At 62.6% G+C, this 20,309-nt stretch carries 18 protein-coding genes and 2 pseudogenes; 13 read left to right on the top strand and 7 right to left on the bottom strand.

The genetic code is table 11. The features are described 5' to 3' along the window. Positions 1-78: 78 nt before the first annotated feature. The 5 genes from ACFTOW_RS05525 to coxB form a co-directional block, all read right to left on the bottom strand. On the bottom strand, positions 79-879 hold the full coding sequence (locus ACFTOW_RS05525) for a cytochrome c oxidase subunit 3 (protein ID WP_379913896.1): 801 nt from the start codon (positions 877-879) through the stop codon (positions 79-81). Positions 880-902: 23 nt separating this feature from the next. Then, complete coding sequence (locus ACFTOW_RS05520) at positions 903-1,478, bottom strand: cytochrome c oxidase assembly protein (protein ID WP_379913894.1); 576 nt, start codon at positions 1,476-1,478, stop codon at positions 903-905. 2 nt (positions 1,479-1,480) lie between these two features. Continuing rightward, the gene (locus ACFTOW_RS05515) at positions 1,481-1,645 is read right to left on the bottom strand and encodes a hypothetical protein (protein ID WP_379913892.1); all 165 of its coding nucleotides are present in this window, start codon (positions 1,643-1,645) and stop codon (positions 1,481-1,483) included. Between the two features lie 4 nt (positions 1,646-1,649). Further along, positions 1,650-2,585, bottom strand: a complete 936-nt coding sequence (cyoE, locus tag ACFTOW_RS05510; RefSeq protein ID WP_379913890.1) for a heme o synthase — start codon at positions 2,583-2,585, stop codon at positions 1,650-1,652. Positions 2,586-2,648: 63 nt separating this feature from the next. Continuing rightward, on the bottom strand, positions 2,649-3,491 hold the full coding sequence (gene coxB, locus ACFTOW_RS05505) for a cytochrome c oxidase subunit II (RefSeq protein ID WP_379913888.1): 843 nt from the start codon (positions 3,489-3,491) through the stop codon (positions 2,649-2,651). A 331-nt stretch (positions 3,492-3,822) separates the two neighbouring features. On the opposite strand from coxB, the gene tldD reads away from it, so the two are divergent. Beyond that, entirely contained in the window at positions 3,823-5,256 is a 1,434-nt protein-coding gene (gene tldD / locus ACFTOW_RS05500) for a metalloprotease TldD (protein WP_379913886.1), read from the top strand. A gap of 10 nt (positions 5,257-5,266) precedes the next feature. On the opposite strand, the gene ACFTOW_RS05495 is transcribed toward tldD, so the two are convergent. Next, positions 5,267-5,785 carry a hypothetical protein gene (locus tag ACFTOW_RS05495; RefSeq protein ID WP_379913884.1) on the bottom strand — a complete coding sequence of 173 codons (519 nt, stop codon included), beginning with the start codon at positions 5,783-5,785 and terminating at the stop codon, positions 5,267-5,269. Positions 5,786-5,920: 135 nt separating this feature from the next. On the opposite strand from ACFTOW_RS05495, the gene dprA reads away from it, so the two are divergent. From dprA to ACFTOW_RS05465, 6 genes are all read left to right on the top strand, one after another. Continuing rightward, positions 5,921-7,078, top strand: coding sequence for a DNA-processing protein DprA (gene dprA, locus ACFTOW_RS05490; protein WP_379913881.1), 1,158 nt, complete (start codon positions 5,921-5,923; stop codon positions 7,076-7,078). Between the two features lie 211 nt (positions 7,079-7,289). After that, complete coding sequence (topA, locus tag ACFTOW_RS05485; protein WP_379913879.1) at positions 7,290-9,902, top strand: type I DNA topoisomerase; 2,613 nt, start codon at positions 7,290-7,292, stop codon at positions 9,900-9,902. A gap of 88 nt (positions 9,903-9,990) precedes the next feature. After that, positions 9,991-10,569: a L,D-transpeptidase gene (locus ACFTOW_RS05480; RefSeq protein WP_379913877.1), complete on the top strand. Its 579-nt coding sequence runs from the start codon at positions 9,991-9,993 to the stop codon at positions 10,567-10,569. Between the two features lie 110 nt (positions 10,570-10,679). After that, a complete protein-coding gene (locus ACFTOW_RS05475; RefSeq protein ID WP_379913875.1) occupies positions 10,680-11,384 on the top strand; it encodes a CoA transferase subunit A in 705 nt (234 codons plus the stop codon). A 29-nt stretch (positions 11,385-11,413) separates the two neighbouring features. After that, positions 11,414-12,433, top strand: coding sequence for a PAS domain-containing protein (locus tag ACFTOW_RS05470; RefSeq protein ID WP_379913873.1), 1,020 nt, complete (start codon positions 11,414-11,416; stop codon positions 12,431-12,433). Positions 12,434-12,449: 16 nt separating this feature from the next. After that, entirely contained in the window at positions 12,450-13,079 is a 630-nt protein-coding gene (locus tag ACFTOW_RS05465; protein WP_379913871.1) for a CoA transferase subunit B, read from the top strand. A gap of 61 nt (positions 13,080-13,140) precedes the next feature. Here the strand turns inward: ACFTOW_RS05465 and ACFTOW_RS05460 are convergent, their stop codons facing one another. Then, positions 13,141-13,941 (bottom strand): lytic transglycosylase domain-containing protein, encoded by an 801-nt coding sequence (locus ACFTOW_RS05460; RefSeq protein ID WP_379913869.1) that lies wholly within the window; start codon positions 13,939-13,941, stop codon positions 13,141-13,143. A gap of 834 nt (positions 13,942-14,775) precedes the next feature. Here ACFTOW_RS05460 and ACFTOW_RS05455 point away from each other — a divergent pair. The 6 genes and pseudogenes from ACFTOW_RS05455 to ACFTOW_RS05430 form a co-directional block, all read left to right on the top strand. Further along, positions 14,776-14,955: a hypothetical protein gene (locus tag ACFTOW_RS05455; RefSeq protein WP_379913867.1), complete on the top strand. Its 180-nt coding sequence runs from the start codon at positions 14,776-14,778 to the stop codon at positions 14,953-14,955. A gap of 128 nt (positions 14,956-15,083) precedes the next feature. Beyond that, positions 15,084-15,949, top strand: a pseudogene (cpaB, locus tag ACFTOW_RS05450) (Flp pilus assembly protein CpaB). A 196-nt stretch (positions 15,950-16,145) separates the two neighbouring features. After that, positions 16,146-17,588 (top strand): type II and III secretion system protein family protein, encoded by a 1,443-nt coding sequence (locus ACFTOW_RS05445; protein WP_379913865.1) that lies wholly within the window; start codon positions 16,146-16,148, stop codon positions 17,586-17,588. Between the two features lie 15 nt (positions 17,589-17,603). Beyond that, positions 17,604-18,257 (top strand): OmpA family protein, encoded by a 654-nt coding sequence (locus ACFTOW_RS05440; RefSeq protein WP_379913863.1) that lies wholly within the window; start codon positions 17,604-17,606, stop codon positions 18,255-18,257. A gap of 234 nt (positions 18,258-18,491) precedes the next feature. After that, entirely contained in the window at positions 18,492-19,754 is a 1,263-nt protein-coding gene (locus tag ACFTOW_RS05435; RefSeq protein WP_379913861.1) for an AAA family ATPase, read from the top strand. 20 nt (positions 19,755-19,774) lie between these two features. Further along, positions 19,775-20,233 (top strand): annotated as a pseudogene (locus ACFTOW_RS05430) (CpaF family protein); the annotation flags it as partial. Positions 20,234-20,309 lie beyond the last annotated feature (76 nt).

Genomic DNA, 20,309 nt, shown 5'->3' with positions numbered 1-20,309 from the left:
CGCACAAGGCGCGCCACATCGGCGCGCCCTGCTTTACTGTCGGTTTACGCGCGGGATTTCAACCGCAAAGCCGGTGGCTCAGGCGCCCCAGATATAGATCGCCGCGAACAGGAAGAGCCACACCACATCGACAAAGTGCCAGTACCAGGCGGCGGCTTCGAACCCGACGTGCTTTTCCTGGGTGAAATGCCCGCGCTGCAGGCGGATCAGGCACACCAGCAGGAAGATCGTGCCGATCACCACGTGAAAGCCGTGAAAGCCCGTGGCCATGAAGAAGTTCGCGCCATAGATATTGCCCGCAAAGCCAAAGGACGCATGGGTGTATTCGTAGATCTGGAACGCGGTAAAGATCGCCCCCAGCGCAATCGCCAGGATCAGCCCGGACCGCATGTCCTTGCGGTTGTTTTCATGCACCAGCGCATGGTGGGCCCATGTGGCCGCAGCGCCCGAGCACAGCAGGATCAGCGTGTTGATTAGCGGCAGGTGCCAGGGGTCGAATGTCTCGATCCCGGCGGGCGGCCAGACGCCGTCCACCGCGGGACTTTGCGGGCCCATGGGATACAGCGCATGCTTGAAAAAGCTCCAGAACCAGGCGGCAAAGAACATCACCTCGGACATTATGAACAGGATGAAGCCATAGCGCAGGCCGATCTGCACCACCGGGGTGTGATCGCCTACCTGGCTTTCCGCCACCACATCGGCCCACCAGCCGAACATGACATAAAGCACCCCGACAAAGCCGATCAGAAACAGCCACGGGCCGCTGTCATGCATCCACAGCACCGCGCCGTACAGCATGGCAAAGGCCGCGACCGAGGCCAGCAAAGGCCACAGCGACGGGGCCAGAATGTGATAATCGTGGTTCTTTTCGTGCGCCATCTTGGGTCCCTCGTCGGCTTTTCTTAGTTGACGGTGCTGTCCTGACCCGTTGCAAGAGCGGCTTGCTCTTCGGGCAGGTCGATTTCATGAAACGTGTAGCCCAGCGTGATACGGTGGACAAACTTTGCATCGCGGTCGGTGACGATCTCGGGATCGACATAGAATGTCACCGGCATCTCGACCCGCTCGCCGGGTTGCAGAACCTGCTGTTCAAAGCAGAAGCAATCGATCTTGTAGAAAAATCCACCCGCCTCGTAGGGGGCGACGTTATAGCTGGCGCTGCCTGCCACGGGACGATCCGTGGGGTTATAGGCCTCATAAAAGGCGAGCCCGGTTTCGCCGATGCGCAGCTCCATCTGACGCTGCATCGGCTTGAACTCCCATGGCATGCCACGCTGCTTCGAGGCGTCAAAGCGCACCGTTATGGTCTGGTCCAGGATCACGTCCGAGCCGCCCTCGGCCACATCGGTAACGCCGCCAAAGCCGGTCACCCGGCAGAACCAGTCATAAAACGGCACCGAGGCCCAGGCCAGCCCGCCCATCAGCACCACCACGCCCACGGTCTGCGCAAGGGTCTTGGTTTTCGGATCCATTGCCATTGTCAGTTCTCCTCTACCTGGGCGCGCGGCAGATCGAATTCGCTGGTGCTGACCTTGACGATGGTCATGCCGAAAACGATGGCAATCAACGCGGCCAGTGTCAGTCCAAGCCCGATGTTGCGCCCCTTGCGGCGGCCGTGCAGTTCATGTTCGACGCGAAAACTCATGGTCTTACCAGCCTCCCAGGCCCCAGGGCCGCAGCGCCGCTTCGGCCAGGATCGCACCGAAATGGGCGAACAGATACAGCAGCGACAGGCGGAAGAATTTCTTCTCGACCTTGTACTTGTCGGCCTCGGCCACCGTTTCGTCGCGGCGCCAGATGCGCCATGCCCCCAGCACGAACTGCGCGTTCAGCACCAGAGCCACGGCCAGATAGACCGGCCCGCCGATTGCGGTGAACGCCGTGCCCACCGCCAGCACGGCCAGCAGCAGCGTATAACCGAACACATGGTTGCGCGTCACGCGGCGGCCATGTGTGACGGTCAGCATCGGCACGCCCGCATTTTCATAATCGGCGTTCATGAACAGGGCCAGCGCCCAGAAATGCGGCGGCGTCCAGATGAAGATCAGCGCGAACATCAGCAGCGATTCAACGCTGACACCGCCAGTGGCCACGGCCCAGCCGATCATCGGCGGGAACGCCCCGGCGGCACCACCGATCACGATGTTCTGCGGCGTCCACCGTTTCAGCCACATGGTGTAGACCACGGCATAGAAAAAGATGGTGAAGGCCAGGATCGCCGCCGCCACCCAATTGGTCGCGAGCAGCAGCATCATCACCGACAGCCCGGACAGGGCCACCCCCACGGCCAGCGCCTCGTCGGCGGTGACCTTGCCTGCGGGCACGGGACGACGCGCGGTGCGCTTCATCAAAAGGTCGATATCGGCATCCCACCACATGTTCAGCGCGCCCGACGCGCCCGCCCCAATCGCTATGAACAGAATGGCGCAAAAGGCGATGAACGGATGCACGGCAACAGGCGCTGCCAACAGGCCAACGACGGCGGTGAACACCACCAGCGACATCACCCTCGGTTTCAGCAGGGCAACATAATCGCCGAAACTCGCTTCGGGCTCTTGCGTGGTGGTGATGCTCGCGTCGCTCATCAGTGTGTCCTGTTGGCTGGCTGACCCGGGCGCGTTGGCGGACGCCCCCGGGCAAGGCTTGCGTTACTCGGCCGAAGCCACCTGGATCGAGGCAGGGTTGCCTGCATATTCGTCGATGGCCCCCTGCAGCCAGTTGTCATATGCCTCCTGGCTGACGACCTTGACCGTGATCGGCATATAGGCATGGTCCTTGCCGCACAGTTCCGAACACTGACCGAAATAGACGCCTTCACGGTCGGCATTGAACCAAAGCTGCGCGATGCGGCCCGGAACGGCATCCTGCTTGACGCCAAAGGCAGGGATCGTCCAGCTGTGGATCACGTCAGCGCCGGTCACGTCCATCACGACGGTCTTGCCAACGGGCACCACCACGGCGGTGTCGGTCGCCAGCAGGTACTCATCCGGGTTGTAGCCGTATTCTTCAAGGTCATCCTTGGCCAACATGAAGCTCTCGAAGCCGAACTCGTGATCGGTGTATTCGTAGCCCCAGTACCACTGGTAGCCCGTCACCTTGATATAGATATCGCCCTCGGGGATCTCTTGTTGCTTGAACAGAACCGGCAGCGAAAACGCACCGATGAACACCAGGATCACGATCGGCCCGATGGTCCAGGCCACCTCGATCGGCGAGTTGTGGGTAAAGCTGGCCGGGGTTGGGTTGCTCCGCTTGTTGAACCGGAAGATCACGAACAGCAGCAAACCGGTCACCAGCAGGGTGATCATTGTGATGATCACGAGAATCAGGCCATCCAGCCCCTGCAGGTCGCGCGCCAGTTCCGTTGCGGCGGGTTGAAACCCCATGCCACCCGGAGTCGGCTTGCCGATTACTTCAAGTGCGTCCTGCGCAAATGCCGGTGCGGCGGAAAAGGCTGCTGTCGCGGCCATAAGGCTAGAGATTAGTCGCATGTGTCACCCTGATCGGTTGATCGTCGTCAAAAATTCGGTCCCGGTGGCCCCCCGCATGGCGATTGTATACTGCGGAATTCCTTTTCTGGTTCGCCGCCACAAACCACAATATGCCACGTCGGACAACATATTCAGTTGCGGCAAACAGACGCTTTTTTGACATAGATCAATTGGGGCAGGCCCCACAAGCACTCAAAACAGCAAAATTGCATATGATCTGCCTTGGCTGCTCGCTGGCGTCGGTGGTGGCAGCCGGGTACGACACATTATATATGTCGGCAGTGGGGTGGCCTTGTCGGTCGGCCCCGACGAACGAGAAAGGCATCAGCCCATGGCCCAAAGTCCCACCCAGTCCGATTTTCGCCCCTTTGACACCCTGCTGGACCGCGACCGCGCCCTGCATCAGTTGCAGCAGGCCACCGCCGGGGCCGATGATGGCGAGATTTTCCTGGAGCGTCGCCGCTCCGAGGCGTTGGTGTTCGACGATGGCCGGGTGAAGACCGCCAGCTATGACGCCTCCGAAGGGTTCGGGCTGCGCGCCGTGCGCGGCGAGGTGGCAGGATACGCCCATTCGTCCGAAATCTCCGAGGCCGCGCTGACCCGTGCCGTGGCCACCGCCCGGCTGGCGGTGGGCGATGGCGGCGGCACGCTGGCCGCCGGGCCGCAAGCCACCAATCGACACCTGTACACCGATGCCGACCCGATCGGGGGCGTCGAGTTTCCGGTGAAACTGGACACTCTGCGGGCCATCGACGCCTTTGCCCGCGAGTTGGACAGCCGCGTGGTGCAGGTGACGGCCACCATCGCCGCGTCCCTTCAAGAGGTCGAGATCCTGCGCCCCGACGGCCAGCACATGCGCGATGTGCGCCCGATGACCCGCGTCAATGTCAGCGTCATCGTCGAGGATCAGGACCGCCGCGAATCCGGCACCGCCGGGGGTGGCGGGCGCGTCGGGCTGGACGGCCTGCTGGACCCCGCCGACTGGCAGGCCAAGGCGACCGAGGCGCTGCGCATCGCGCTGGTCAACCTGCGCGCCGACCCCGCACCCGCCGGGGTGATGGATGTGGTTCTTGGCCCCGGCTGGCCCGGCATCCTGCTGCACGAGGCGGTGGGCCACGGGCTGGAGGGGGATTTCAACCGCAAGGGCACATCGGCCTTTGCCGGGCTGCTGGGTCAGCGGGTGGCCGCCCCCGGCGTCACCGTTCTGGACGATGGCACCATCCCCGACCGGCGCGGCAGCATCACCTTTGACGACGAAGGCACTCCCAGCCGCAGGAACGTGCTGATCGAGGACGGCATCCTCGTGGGCTTCATGCAGGATCGTCAGAACGCGCGACTGATGGGGGTCGAGCCCACCGGAAACGGGCGGCGCGAAAGCTATGCGCATATCCCGATGCCGCGCATGACCAACACCTACATGCTGGGCGGCGATGCCAGCCCCGGCGACATCGTGGCCGACCTCAAGGACGGGATCTATGCCGTGGGCTTTGGCGGCGGGCAGGTCGATATCACCAACGGCAAGTTCGTGTTTTCCTGCACCGAGGCGTATCGCGTGAAGAACGGCAAGATCGGAGCCCCGGTCAAGGGAGCGACCCTGATCGGCGACGGGGCGACCGCGCTGCAACAGATCCGCGCGCTTGGCAACGACATGGCGCTGGACCCCGGCATGGGCAATTGCGGCAAGGCCGGGCAATGGGTGCCGGTTGGCGTGGGCCAGCCCACTGTCATGATCGGCGGGCTGACCGTGGGCGGCTCGGGCGGCTAGGCCCTGGCCCCTACTCTTCCTGAGGCAGGCTGGTTTCGAACGTGCCTTCGACCGGGAGGCAATCGTCGGTATCCACCGGCGTCATCATCCCGTCCTTGAAGCAGATCCGCCCCGACAGCGTGCCGCGGATGGAACCGTCGTCGATATGCTCGATCGTGACCAGCGTTTCATCGTCGGCGTTCATCCAGCTTTGCGACATGCGCTCGGGCACGTGCATCACCGTCTGGTCCACCATCCCGCCATCCCCCATCAGCGCCAGCGAGATCACGAAAACGTCGCGCGTGTAGGACCCGCCTTCGCGGTACCCCTGAATGGTGATGTCGCGCATCGGCCCGTATTCGGTGACGCCCGTGTTGAAACTGACCGAAGGGTCGGTGCTGCGCAGGGTCTGCCACACGCGGTCCTCCCCATCCAGGGTGACGCGGATTTCGCCGATCACCTCTTGCGCGGCCAGCTGCGCGGGCAAGGCAACGCAGACGGCGACCGCGATCGCGCTCAGGATTCGGGTGGGGTGTCTGGCTGCTGTCATGACGGCTCCTTTTCTGTGTCAATGCCTTATGGCTACCATGCCGCCCCTGCATGTCAAAGGACGCGCCCGAGTTCGGTTTACCCGCCATTAACCACCCCTGCGCTAGACATGATTCTGTAAGACGGCGAGGTCGCGATGCCAGACGAGTTTCATCCTTCCACTCACCCCCCACTCCCACCCACCACGGAAGATGAGCGGGTGTCGTGGCTTCGCCTCTTGCGCTCACGCCGGGTCGGTCCAACGACCTTCTACCGGCTGATGCAGACCCACGGATCGGTGCAGGGCGCGCTTGACGCCCTGCCCGGTATCGCCCGCGATGCGGGGATCGACGATTACACGCCCTGCCCGCCCGAGGTGGCATTGGCCGAACTGCGCCGAGGACGCAGCATGGGCGCGCAGATGATCTGCGTGGGCGAGGCCGCGTATCCCGCAGACCTGCTTGATCTGCCCGACGCACCCCCGATCCTGTGGGCGACGGGTGACACTACCCTGCTGGCCCGCGACCGCATCGCAATGGTGGGCGCGCGCAACGCATCGTCCCTGGGCACGCGGATGGCCCGCGCGCTGGCGATAGACCTTGCCAAACAGGGGTTTGTCATCGTCTCGGGTCTGGCGCGCGGCATCGACACCGCCGCCCATCTGGCCACGCTGGACACTGGCACCATCGCCATCATGGCGGGCGGTGTCGATGTGGTCTATCCGGCAGAAAACACGCAACTGGCCGAAAACATCGCCAAAAAGGGTCTGCGCCTGTCCGAACAACCCATCGGCACGGTGCCGCAGGCGCGCCATTTCCCGCGCCGCAACCGCCTGATCTCGGGCCTTGCGCGCGCTGTCGTGGTGGTCGAGGCGGCGGCGAAATCCGGCAGCCTGATCACCGCCCGCGATGCGCTGGATCAGGGGCGCGAGGTGATGGCAGTGCCCGGCCATCCCTTTGACGCCCGCGCCGCTGGCTGCAACATGCTGATCCGCGACGGGGCCACCCTGATCCGCAACGCCGAGGATGTGACCGAGGCGCTGCCGCGTGCAGCCGCGCCTGCGTCGCCTCCCGCGCAGCCCGAACTGGCGCTGGCCGACATACCGCCCCCCCCGCCCGAAAGGCGCGACCTGCGCGAAACCGCCGCCCTGCACAGCCTGATCCTGGAACGGCTGGGCCCGTCGCCACTGGCCGAGGATCAACTGATCCGCGATCTGCGCGCCCCCGCACAGGCCGTGGCTCCGGTGCTGACCGATCTGGAACTGGATGGCCGCATCGTGCGCCAACCCGGCGGGCTGCTGGCGCGGATCAACTAGGCGGCCCACCTGATCCACCCCGCCTGCCGGACTGCTCTGCCCTGCCACACCGCACCGACGGCGCATCATTTGGCGCGACCCGGTTGGCCGCAATCGCACCGGCCGGAACCCGCGCCGGGCCTGGCATCCAAATTCGGCGCATTGACAAACAACACCGACACGCCACATGGTCCGCCGCCACACGCCCTGTGCCGAGTCGAAAGGAATCCTGATGCCCGTCGTTGTTGTCGAATCCCCTGCCAAGGCCAAGACAATCAACAAATATCTGGGCACGGGATACACGGTTCTGGCCTCGTATGGCCATGTGCGTGACCTTCCGCCCAAGGATGGTTCGGTCGATACCGAGCATGATTTCGACATGAAATGGGAGGTCGGCACCGACAGCGCCAAACACGTCCGCGCGATCGCCGAAGCCCTGAAATCCGACAATTCGCTGATCCTCGCCACTGACCCCGACCGCGAGGGCGAGGCGATCAGCTGGCACCTGAAAGAGGCATTGACCAAGCGTCGCGCCATCAAGAAGGACACCGCGGTCAGCCGCGTCACCTTCAACGCCATCACTCAGGCCGCCGTGACCGAGGCGATGGCCAATCCGCGCGACATCGACGCGCCGCTGGTCGAGGCCTATCTGGCCCGCCGCGCGCTGGACTACCTTGTGGGCTTCAACCTGTCGCCGGTGCTGTGGCGCAAGCTGCCCGGCGCCAAATCGGCCGGGCGGGTGCAATCTGTCTGCCTGCGGCTGATCGTCGAGCGCGAGATCGAGATCGAGGCCTTCAAGGCGCGCGAATACTGGTCGGTCAAGGCGCTGCTGGCCACGCCGCGCGGTCAGGAATTCGAGGCGCGGCTGACCACGCTGGCCGGCAAGAAGGTGGACAAGTACGACCTGGCCAACGAAACACAGGCCGAAATGGCGGTGCAGGCGATCAACAGCCGCGATTTGCGCGTGGCCTCGGTCGAGGCGAAACCGGCCAGCCGCAACCCCAGCGCGCCCTTCATGACATCGACCCTGCAGCAAGAGGCCAGCCGCAAGTTCGGCATGGGTGCCAAGCAGTGCATGAACGCGGCGCAGCGCCTGTATGAGGCCGGGCATATCACCTACATGCGGACCGACGGCATCGACATGTCGCCCGAGGCGGTGCACGCGACCCGGGACGCGATCAAGGACCGCTACGGTCCCGAGTACGTGCCCGACAGCCCGCGCATGTACAAGAACAAGGCGAAAAACGCGCAGGAAGCGCATGAATGCATCCGTCCCACGGACATGACCAAGGATGCACCCGCCCTGAAACTGACCGATACCGATCAGCGCCGGATGTATGACCTGATCTGGAAGCGCACCATCGCCTGCCAGATGGAGGCCGCCCGGATGGAGCGCACCACGGTCGAGATCGCCAGCGCCGATGGCCAGGTTGGCCTGCGCGCCACCGGTCAGGTTGTGTTGTTCGACGGGTTCCTGCGCGTCTACGAGGAAGGCCGCGACGAGGTCGTGGATGACGACGACAAGCGCCTGCCCCAGATCGCCGAGGGCGACGCCACGGCCAAGCGCAGCGTCACGCCCGAGCAGCATTTCACCCAGCCGCCGCCGCGCTATACCGAGGCGACGCTGGTCAAGAAGATGGAAGAACTGGGCATCGGTCGCCCTTCGACCTATGCCAGCATCGTCACCACGATCCAGGACCGCGAATATGTCCGCAAGGAACAGAACCGCCTGATCCCCGAGGACAAGGGCCGGATCGTGACCGTGTTCCTGACCAACTTCTTCCGCCGCTACGTGGAGTATGACTTTACCGCCGCGCTGGAGAACGAACTGGACGAGGTGAGCGCGGGCGAGGCGGATTACAAGGAATTGCTGAGCCGCTTCTGGCGCGACTTTTCCGCCGCGATTTCCGAAACCTCGGATCTGCGGATTTCCGAGGTGCTGGATGTGCTGGATGCCGCGCTTGCGCCGCAGCTCTATCCGCCGCGCGAGGATGGCACCGATCCGCGCGCCTGTCCGCTGTGCGGCGATGGCAGCCTGCATCTGAAAACCTCGCGCTCGGGCGGATTCGTCGGCTGTTCGCGCTATCCCGAATGCCGCTACACCCGCCCCATCGGCGGCGATGCCGCCGAGGCGGGCGACCGAGTGCTGGGCGAGGATGAGCAGGGCAACGAAATCTCGCTGCGTTCGGGCCGGTTCGGGCCTTACGTGCAGCGCGGCGAGGTGACCGAAGAGAACAAGAAACCCGACCGCGCCAGCCTGCCCAAAGGCTGGCAGGCGGATGAGATGACGCTGGAAAAGGCGCTGACCCTGCTGTCGTTGCCGCGCATCGTGGGCGATCATCCCGAGGGCGGCGCGATCAAGACCAATTTTGGCCGCTTTGGCCCCTATGTCATGCATCAGGGACCGGAGGATGCGAAACCGGTCTATGCCAATCTGAAAGACCCCGCAGACGTGTTCGAAATGGGCATGAACCGCGCGGTCGAACTGCTGGCCGAAAAGCGCGCCAACCCGGGCGGGCGCGGGCGTGGCGCGGGTGCCAAGCCGCTCAAGGAACTGGGCGAACACCCGACCGAGGGCGGGCCGGTCAACGTGATGGACGGGCGGTATGGCGCCTATGTCAAATGGGGCAAGGTAAACGCGACCCTGCCAAAGGAGACCGAGGCACAGGATGTGACGATGGACGTGGCTCTGTCGCTGATCGCCGAAAAGACAGCCAAGAAGGCTCCGGCCAAGAAAGCCCCCGCCAAGAAGGCCGCGACCAAGAAACCGGCAGAGAAAAAGCCGGCGGCCAGGAAAACGCCCGCGAAAAAGCCCGCCGAGACAAAGACCGCCAAAAAGGCCTGACACGTACACGCGTGTGTGAGCAGGCTTGATTGGCCTTTTCAGGGCCTGTAGCAGACACATGCGTAAACACGCATAACAGGCAGAGATCATGACAAAACCATTCTTCAATCGGCGCGCGCTGCTGTTGGCAGGCGGTGCCGCTCTCTTTACCCCGGCGCTGCTGCGCGCGCAGACACTGGACGAAGAGCGGCAGGGCCAGCCCGGTGTTCGGCGCAACACCTCCAGCTTTGTGGCGCAGGACTGGCGCGACCATTTCGACACCCTTGGCAAGGGCGCGATCGTGGCCGATACGACTTCGCGGGCGCTGCATTTCTGGAACGAGGACGGCAGCGACTACCGCGTCTATCCCACCTCGGTCCCGATGAGCGACGAGCTGACCAAGCGTGGCTATACCGAGATCGTGCGCAAGAAGGTCGGCCCCGACTGGACCCCGACCCAAAGCATGATCGACCGCGGGATGGATGTGCAATACATGCCGCCCGGCCCCGACAATCCGCTGGGCACCCATGCAATGTACCTGTCCTGGCCCGCCTATCTGATCCACGGCACCCATGACACGCGCAAGATCGGGCGGCGCTCGTCGGATGGCTGCATCGGGCTGTACAACCACCTGATCGAAGACCTGTTCGGCCGCGCGCCGGTCGGCACGCAGGTGCGGATACTCTGATTTCAGCGGAGTTTTCGACTCCGCATTTTTGCACCCCTTACGTTGGGATGCGTTGACTCTGCCCCCCTCACCCGGCAAGACCAAGGAAAACCGGTTTGAGGGGGACACCCATGAAAAAAGTCTACAACTCTGCATCGGAAGCGCTGGATGGCGTGCTGAGCGACGGCATGTTGATCGCGGCAGGTGGATTCGGCCTGTGCGGCATCCCCGAACTGCTGATCGATGCGATCGTGGACAGCAGCGTGCAGAACCTGACCGTGGCATCGAACAATGCCGGCGTCGACGGGTTCGGGCTGGGCAAACTGCTGGAAAGCCGTCAGGTCAAGAAGATGATGGCGTCGTATGTCGGTGAAAACGCCGAGTTCATGCGCCAGTATCTGTCGGGCGAGCTGGAGCTGGAGTTCAACCCGCAGGGCACTCTGGCCGAGCGGATGCGCGCCGGCGGTGCGGGTATTCCCGGCTTCTACACCAAGACCGGCGTCGGCACCCAGATCGCCGAGAGCAAGGAGGTCAAAGAGTTCGACGGTCAGGATTACATCCTGGAACGTGCGATCTTTGCCGATCTGGCCATCGTCAAGGCGTGGAAGGCCGACACCACCGGCAACGCGGTGTTTCGCAAGACCGCGCGCAACTTCAACCCGCCTGCCGCGATGTGCGGCCGCATCTGTGTGCTCGAGGTCGAAGAGATCGTCGAGCCGGGCCAGTTGGACGCGGATTCGATCCACCTGCCCGGCATCTACGTGCACCGGATCATTCAGGGCACGCACGAGAAACGCATCGAACAGCGCACGACCCGCCCCCGCCCGGCAGCGTGACGGGGGGTGCCGCCGTGCATGACGAACAAATGAGCATGATTCTGGGCGACAGCGAGGTGCTGATCGGATTCTCCCGATTGAGCATCGCGATGCTGATCACGAATCCGGCGATGGACGACAATCCCATCATCTATGTCAACGACGCGTTCGAACGGACGACCGGCTATAACCGCTCGTCGGTGATCGGGCGCAACTGCCGGTTCCTGCAGGGCGAGCGGACCGACAAGCGCGATGTCGACCGGCTGCGCAGCGCCATGGAGAACGCGCGCGACGTCACGGTCGATATCCTGAACTACCGCGCCGATGGTACCTCGTTCCGCAACCAGTTGACGATAACGCCGATCCTGAATGATGACGGCAAGCCGATCTATTTCCTGGGCATCCAGAAGGAACTGGTGCCGGGCGATCGTGTCGCCGACAACCAGATCGAGGATGCGCATCTTGACGTGGTGCGCGGGCGGGTCGAACAGGATCTTTCGATCATCCTGTCCAGCCTGCAGCGACTGCAAGGCAAGGATGCCCGGGGGCTGGCCCACGAGGTCGAGGCCCTGCCCCGGCGGCTGGAATGCCTGCAACTGGTCTACGAGGAAATGCGCCTGTCAGACCGGCGCGTGAACGACGGGTTCATAGATCTGGGCAGCTTGCTGAGCCGCATCGCCAACGCGATCTCGTTTCACGAGGGCCGCGTCGGGATCCGGTTCAACCAGTCGGTCGAGCCGATCGAGGTCAACCTCGAATCCGCAACCCGCATCGGGTTGGTGACTTGCGAGGTGCTGTCGAACGCCTTTCGCCACGCCTTTGACGGCATGCAGCAAGGCTTTGTCGAGCTTCGGGTGACGAAACTGGCCGCGGGCGGCCTGCGGATCATGGTATCCGACGATGGCGTGGGCATTCCCGCCTCGGCCAACTGGCCCAACCAGTCCACGATGGGCGGGCAATTGATAACCCAGCTTCTGAACGGGCTGGACGCGACGATAAACGTGGCCCGCGGGGCTGCCGGGACGGTCGTTCTGATCGATGTGCCGGTGGGTTTCACGGATCACAGGTAACAAAAGGGACACGCATATGCCTTGGGATCGCAACGACATGGCGGCACGCGCCGCGCAGGAACTGGAAGACGGGATGTATGTGAACCTCGGCATCGGGATTCCGACGCTGGTGTCCAACTACATCCCCGACGGCGTCGAGGTGACGCTGCAATCGGAAAACGGCATGCTGGGCATGGGGCCGTTTCCGTATGAGGGCGATGAAGACCCCGACCTGATCAACGCCGGCAAGCAGACGATCACCGAACTGCCCCACTCGGTCTATTTCGATAGCGCCACGAGTTTTGGCATGATCCGGGGTGGCAAGATCGCGATGGCCATCCTGGGTGCGATGGAAGTGTCGGAAAACGGCGATCTGGCCAACTGGATGATTCCCGGCAAGCTGGTCAAGGGCATGGGGGGGGCCATGGACCTGGTCGCGGGCGTCGGGCGCGTGATCGTGGTGATGGATCACACCAACAAGGCGGGTGAGTCCAAGGTGCTCGAGGAGTGCACCCTGCCGCTGACCGGCAAGGCAGTGGTCGACCGCATCATCACGAACCTGGGCGTGCTGGACGTGGTGGACGGCGGGCTGCGCATCGTTGAAACCGCCCCCGGCGTGACCGAGGATGAGCTCAAGGCCGCAACACAGGCGGCGATTGTCGCCTGATCTGCGCTTTGCAAGGAAACGAGAAAGGCCCGCCATTTCTGTGCGGGCCTTTTCAGTTGTATCAGCTACCGAATTCGAACACGCACCCGTCTGAAACCAATTCCGGCGGCGTCTTGCACAGCGCGCGCGCCACGGCAAAGGCGGCCAGCACCTTGGGCACATAGTCGCGTGTTTCGGCATAGGGGGGCACGCCGTTGTGCCGCCTTACCGCGTTCTCGCCCGCGTTATAGGCCGCCAGCGCCAGGATCGCGTCGCCTTCGAACTCTTTCAACAGCCAGTCCAGATATGCGACGCCGCCCTTGATGTTCTGATGCGGGTCCATGCTGTCGGTAACGCCGAACCTTGCGGCGGTGGCGGGGATCAACTGCATCAGCCCCTGCGCCCCTGCGCTGCTGGTGGCGGCGATGCGTCCGCCCGATTCGATCGAGATCACCGCCAGCACCAGCGCGGGCGACACGCCGGTGCCGACCGTGTTCAGCAGCAGCGGGGTCTTTTGATCGCGCGCAATGGTCAGCATATCGGACAATCGCGGCGCGGCCACACCCTGCCCTTGCGGCGGGTTGGCCAGCTTGTTCAGCACGGTTTCCAGTCGCGCGGGCCCCATGTCGTCCATCCCTGGTGAAACGCTGTCCCAGAACCAGCCATAGCGGCTTTGCGGTGGAGTGGTTGGGGTCGCCTCGGGGGCCGGGCTGGCGGCGCGCCGGGGCTGCGGTTCGATCTGCGGGAATTTGGGGCGTTCGCCTTTTTTGGGCGGCGTCACCTTCTTGAAGGTGAAATCCTGAAATGGCGGCGGCTCTTGGGCCAACGCGGGCAATGTTCCTGCCATCAGCAGGATCAGGGCGTATGACAAGATGCGCCGCATGGGTTCGGACCTGTTTTTTTCTCTGCTCGTTGCAACGATTCTTAACGAATCGCGGTCAAAATAGCCAGTTTCTTGCGCGGTTTGCGAGATCAAGGGCCGACGCGATGATGGGTTTGGCAGCCAGCACCGAATTTTTTGGAATATTTTTATTATAAATTACAGAAGGTTACACTTTTTACTAACGAAAACTTCAGATTTTGCAGTTTCGCCAGATTTGCGCCCAAGTCGTGCCTGATTTCACTGGCTAATTAGCGTCATACCAAGGCGGCGACGGACCAAACAGAGAGAACGGTCCACACAGGTCAAAGCTTCGGTTACGAACCTGAGATTTATCATCCTTTGGAGAGACGACAATGATGAACTTTATCAAGAACTTCCGCAACGACGAAAACGGCGCCGTGACTGTTGACTGGGTTGTGCTGACCGCAGCCGTCGTGGGCCTGGCCATCGCTGCCTTCGCCCTGATCGACACCGGCGTCACCAACCTGTCCACTTCGCTCGCCGCAGACATCGAAGCTGTCGANGGGCCGCTTGCAGACGCAAGCGTCCCTTTCGCATCCACCGGTATTTTTAACCTTGATACCCAAAAGAGTGTTCACCGGTGTTCCGATCTGCCCATTGCGCCGCGAACCCGGAGATGACTTGAGCGCGCGCAGGCAAAGCAGGCTTTCCCTTGCACCCGGTGCGCCAGACCGTTTCTCGACTATGCTGCAAGATGACCAAATTCTTGCCCCAATCCTATGGCAATGGTCAGAAAACCTGAGTGGAAGGTCCAACTGCGAGCACCCACGCAGTCAGGTTTGCAACAGTGAACGGGATCCCATGGAGGGTAGTATGATTGGCCTTGTTAAACGGTTCTGGCAGGACGACCGCGGCGCGGTCACCGTGGATTGGTTGGTGCTGACCAGCGGTGTCGTCGCCCTGGCTGTCCTCGCCTATGTCGGCGCAAAGGAACAGACAATCCTGTTTTCCGCCAGTGTCGGGGACAAGATCGCCGCCGAGGCAGACAATTAAAGACGTGTGGATGTCGTGTTGCCGTTGGCGGCACCCCTGAAAGGCTCCGGTTCGCCCGAGCGTCACAGATGTCCGCGAAACCCTGTCACGACGCCCCGGCGTCTGGCCCAACCAAATGAGGTAGCAGCATGCGAGTGGTTTTTGGATTGGTGTTGGTCGCCGGCCTCGCCCTGGCCGGTTTTGCCGTCTACATGGCCAACAATTACATCGCCAGCTATCAGGTCAAACTGGCCGAGGCGAATGCGATGAAGGAACAGTTGGTCCGCACCGTGCCGGTCTATGTTGCCGAGCGTCAGCTCAAGTACGGTGAAATGCTCAAGCCCGAGGATGTCCGCGAGGTCCGTTGGCCCGAAGATGCGATCCCCGAGGGCGCATTCACCAAACAGGAAGACCTGTTCCCCGACAACACCGACAAGCTTCGTGTCGTGCTGCGCGGCATGGAAAAGGACGAGGCGGTGATGTCCCTCAAGGTGACAGAACCGGGCCAGGATGCGGGCATCACCTCGCGGCTGGAACGCGGCATGCGGGCCTTCACGATCGAGGTGGATGTCGCCAGCGGCGTATCAGGCTTTCTGATGCCGGGTCATCGGGTGGACGTCTACTGGACAGGTCGGGTGGACCGCGCCAACAGCCGCGACACCGAGAATCGCGGTGAAGTGACCAAGCTTATTGAAAGCAGCGTGAACGTCATCGCCATCGACCAATCCGCCAACAGCGAGGTATCCGGTGCTGCGATCGCCCGCACCGTCACGGTGTCCGTGCGCCCCGAACAGGTGGCAAGCCTTGCACTGGCCCAGGCAACCGGCAACCTGACGCTTGCGCTTGTCGGCACCGAGGATGACACCGTGTGGGCCGCATCGAGATGGATCAGCGCGAGTTGCTGGGGCTGGTCGCTGCGCCTGTGGTCGAGGAAGAGCAGAAGGAAAAGATCTGCACCATCCGCACCCGCCGTGGTGCCGAAGTGGACGAGATGCCGATTCCCTGCACGAATTGAACCGCAGGGCAGAATGTAACGGGGCGGTGTGCAGGAAATGCACGTCGCCCCGATTTTTGTGCCTGTTGCCAGTTATCCACATGAACCATTGAGTGGAACGGCTTGATTCTTGCAATAAAAACGAAAGTCATGCATGGTCATGCGCAATAAGGTCAAAAAGGCCATGTAAACGAGGCGTGATCGAGAGGCAGGTCACATGAAAATCGATAAGCTAGTAAAGGCCGTTGTGGCAGGCTTTGCGTTGGCCACTGCGCCGATGGTATACGTCACGCCCGCAACCGCCGAGTCGGTCCGCGTGGTCAAACGCGGAACCACTTCGCTCCTCAGCGTGCCGATGAATCGCGCCATCGTGGTGGAAAGCGAAGTACCCTTCTCGCAGATCAACATCGCGAATCCCGCGATCGCGGACATCACGTCGCTCAGTGATCGCACGATCTACATGCTGGGCAAGTCACCGGGACTTACGACGCTGACCATTCTGGATGCCAGCGGTCAGCTGATCACGAATGTCGATGTCCGCGTGGCCGCCGATGTGTCCGAGTTCAAGGAGCGTATCCGGCAGATCATGCCCGGCGAAAAGATCGATGTGCGCACCGCCAATGACGGCATCGTGCTGTCAGGCACTGTATCGAGTGCCGCGAAGATGCAGCGCGCGCTGGACCTGGCCGAGCGGTATGCCCCCGAACGCGTCTCCAACCTGATGAGCGTCGGCGGCGTGCAGCAGGTGATGCTCAAGGTCCGGTTCGCCGAGATGGAGCGTAACGTGTCGAAATCGCTCAGCGCCTCGCTGGCGCTGAACGGCAGCACCTTTGGCGGCGACCTGGGTGTTTCTGGCGGCACGAACACGAACAACAACAGGCCCGCACAGCAGAATTCGCTGACAGGGTCGATTCCCGCTACCAGTGAACAGAACGGCGCGATGCTGTTCGGCTTCAACGCCGGCTCGGTCGAGGTCGGCGTGCTGCTGGAAGCACTGGAAAGCAAGGGCATGATCCGGACCCTGGCCGAACCGAACCTTACAGCCCTCTCCGGGCAGGAGGCCAAGTTCCTGGCAGGCGGCGAGTATCCCGTCCCGGTGTCGCAATCCGACGGTCGCGTGACGGTGCAGTTCAAACCCTTCGGGATCGAGCTGAACTTCATTCCGCGGGTTCTGGATGACAAGCTGATCAATCTCGAGCTTGAGGCGGCGGTTTCGTCCATCGACCCGACCAACGGGATCGAACTGAACGCATTCAGGATCGATGCCTTCAAGCGGCGCGAGACCTCGACCACGGTCGAGCTGCGCGACGGCGAAAGCTTTGCCATTGCCGGGCTGTTGACGGATGACTTCCGCGATCTGAACGGTCAGGTGCCGTGGCTTGGCGATATTCCGGTCCTTGGTGCGCTGTTCCGCAGCGCCGAATACCAGCGTTCGCAGTCGGAAATGGTGATCATCGTCACCGCCCATCTGGTCACGCCGACGCGCGGCGAGGCGCTGAGCCTGCCGACCGATCGGGTCAAGCCGCCCTCCGAAAGGGATCTGTTCCTTTACGGTCGCGTGCAGAACCCCGAAGGCGCGCCGAGGCGGCAGTTGAACGGGGCTGCCGGCGAAGTCGCCAGGCAGGATTTCAATGGCTCTTACGGCTATGTGATGGACTGATCGGGGACAAGGCAGATGTACAGATACCTCGCACTTACCGGCCTTGTGGCCCTGACCGCGTGTAGCGAACAGCAGATGTCGCAATCCAGTTTCTGGCGCGAAGCGGGGATCATGGACAATCAGGCCGACTTCGGCAACTCGACCATGAACAACATCCAGATGCACAACGGCGAACGCAACTATGTCGTTGATCTGTCGAACCGTTTTTCGCGCGAGGTGCCATCGATGGTGACATTCGCGTTCAATTCGGCGCAACTGGATGAAGACGCACGGGCCACACTACGCCGCCAGGCAGACTGGATACGTCAGTTCCCCGAGGTGCGGTTCCGCGTCTATGGTCACACCGATGCCGTCGGGTCTGCCGCGTACAACAAGCAACTGGGCCTGCGCCGGGCGCAGTCGGTGGTCAGTTACCTGACGACCCAGGGCATCGGCCGCGCGCGGCTTGAGGCGGTGGTCAGCTTTGGCGAAACGCAGCCGCTCGTCGTCACGCAAGGGCGCGAACGCCGCAACCGCCGCACCGTAACCGAGGTATCTGGCTTCGTCGGCCGTCACCCGACCGTGATGGATGGCAAATATGCCGAAGTGATCTATCGCGAGTATGTCGCAAGTGCGACGGCAGAGACCGGTTTGTCAGGTCTTGAAGGCTCGGGTTTCGGCACCGAATAACAAGACGACAAACACCCAAGACCAAACTTCCCGGGCGGGCTGATCCATTCAGTCCGCCCTTTTCCATCGTTGCACGATAACGCACAAATTCGGTTTTTTAGCCGCAATATCGCCCATTTTCTCAAGCATCTTCGCAACACCGATCAAGACGCCCGACGACTCGGGCTTGGGTTGCGAACAAGGCCTGACACCAGATCAGGCCGGGCGGAACCGACGGAAAAGGACCTGAGGCGAATGACGAGCAATGCACAACTTCTGCCAGAGTCTAGTCCGATCCTGGCGTGTACGATCAGCCGGGATGTGCAGAACTTCGACTTGCTGATCGAGGATATGGAAAACGCGATGGGCGAGACCTGGGGCGACCTTGGTTTTTCCGAAGCGCTTGCCTTCTTTGGCCAGCCCGAGGCCGAAAGCCTTGAATTCGTGGCGCTTGCCGTTGATGCGGACGACGAGGAACACCTCGTGATGCTGGGTGAGATCATCACCCATGCAAAAGTCAACAACATCAAGGTGATCCTGATCGCCGAAGATGTCAGCCCCGCCGCATTGCATCAGCTTTTGCGCAACGGTGCCGACGAGTTCGTCCCCTACCCTCTGCCCGAGAACGAACTTCAGGCCGCCATCGACCGGCTGCGCGCCCCTGCCCCAGCCCCCTATCCCGCTGCCGAGGCCGAGACCACGCCACGCCCGCGCAAGTCCAACGGAACCTCGCGCGAGGGCGTCGTGCTGGCCATTCATGGCCTGGCGGGCGGCTGCGGGGCCACCACCATGGCCGTCAACCTTGCATGGGAGCTGTCGCAGGTCGCGAAAAAGGGTGAAACCGCGCCCAAGGTCTGCCTGCTGGACCTCGACCTGCAATATGGCTCGGCAGCCACCTATCTTGACCTGCCGCGCCGCGAGGCGGTGTTCGAACTGCTGAGCGATACCGAATCCATGGACGGCGAAAGCTTTCAGGCCGCTATGGTGGCGTTCGAGGAGGCGGTGCAGGTTCTGACTTCGCCGGCGGACATGATCCCGCTGGATCTGGTCACCTCGGAAGATATCCGCCGCATCGTAAACCTGGCGCGCCATCACTTCGACTATGTCGTGATCGACATGCCGCACACCCTGGTGCAGTGGACCGAAACCGCGCTGAGCATGGCGCATGTCTATTTTGCGATGATCGAGCTGGACATGCGTTCGGCGCAGAACACGCTGCGGTTCAAGCGGCTGCTGCAATCCGAGGACATGCCATTCGACAAGATCCGCTTTGCGTTGAACCGTTCACCCAAGTTCACCGATCTGAACGGCAAGTCCCGCGTCAAGCGCATGGCCGAAAGTCTTGGCATTTCGATCGAACTGCTGATGCCCGATGGCGGCCGACAGGTGACACAGGGGGCCGACCATGGCCAGCCTTTGGGCCAGAGCGCGCCGAAAAACCCGCTGCGCAAGGAAATCGCGAAACTGGCTCAGACCCTGCATGAACTGGGCCAGAGCGAAGCCAGGGACGTGGCATGATGGATGTAAGGACGTAACCGATGTTTTCGCGCTACAAGAAACCGAACGCCCCCGGCCCGGCCTCCGCCCGTCCGGAAACCGCGCAGGCTCCGCAGCCCAAAGCTGCGGCTGCGGCGAAACCCGCCGCTCCGGCGCCCACGCCCGCCCCGGCCTCGATGCGCAAGGCCGCGCAGACGGCCCCGGCCCAGACCGCACCGATGGACAAGGAGCGCAAGCGCAAGGAGCGGTTGGGCGAGATCAAGCTGGACCTGCACCGCTCGCTTCTGGACAACCTCAACCTCAGCGCGATCGAGGCGGCCACCGAAACCGACCTCAAGGCCGAGATTTCCGCCATCGCCGCCGAGGTGCTGTCGGAAAAGGGCATCGTGCTGAACCGCGAGGATCGCACCACCCTGAACCAGGAGCTGTATGACGAGGTGCGCGGCCTTGGCCCGCTGGAAACGCTGCTCAAGGATGACAATGTCAACGATATCCTAGTCACCTGAATCTGAAGTTCCTGCCAGTGTTTTCTGGCAGAACCTTTTGACGGAGGCGAGGATTTCGTCGGCGGACTTG

The organism is Lacimonas salitolerans (genome assembly GCF_042677865.1).
Lineage (GTDB): Bacteria > Pseudomonadota > Alphaproteobacteria > Rhodobacterales > Rhodobacteraceae > Lutimaribacter > Lutimaribacter salitolerans.
The sequence above is the reverse complement of the archived record's forward strand: the minus strand, read 5'-3'. Positions and strand labels throughout refer to the sequence as shown.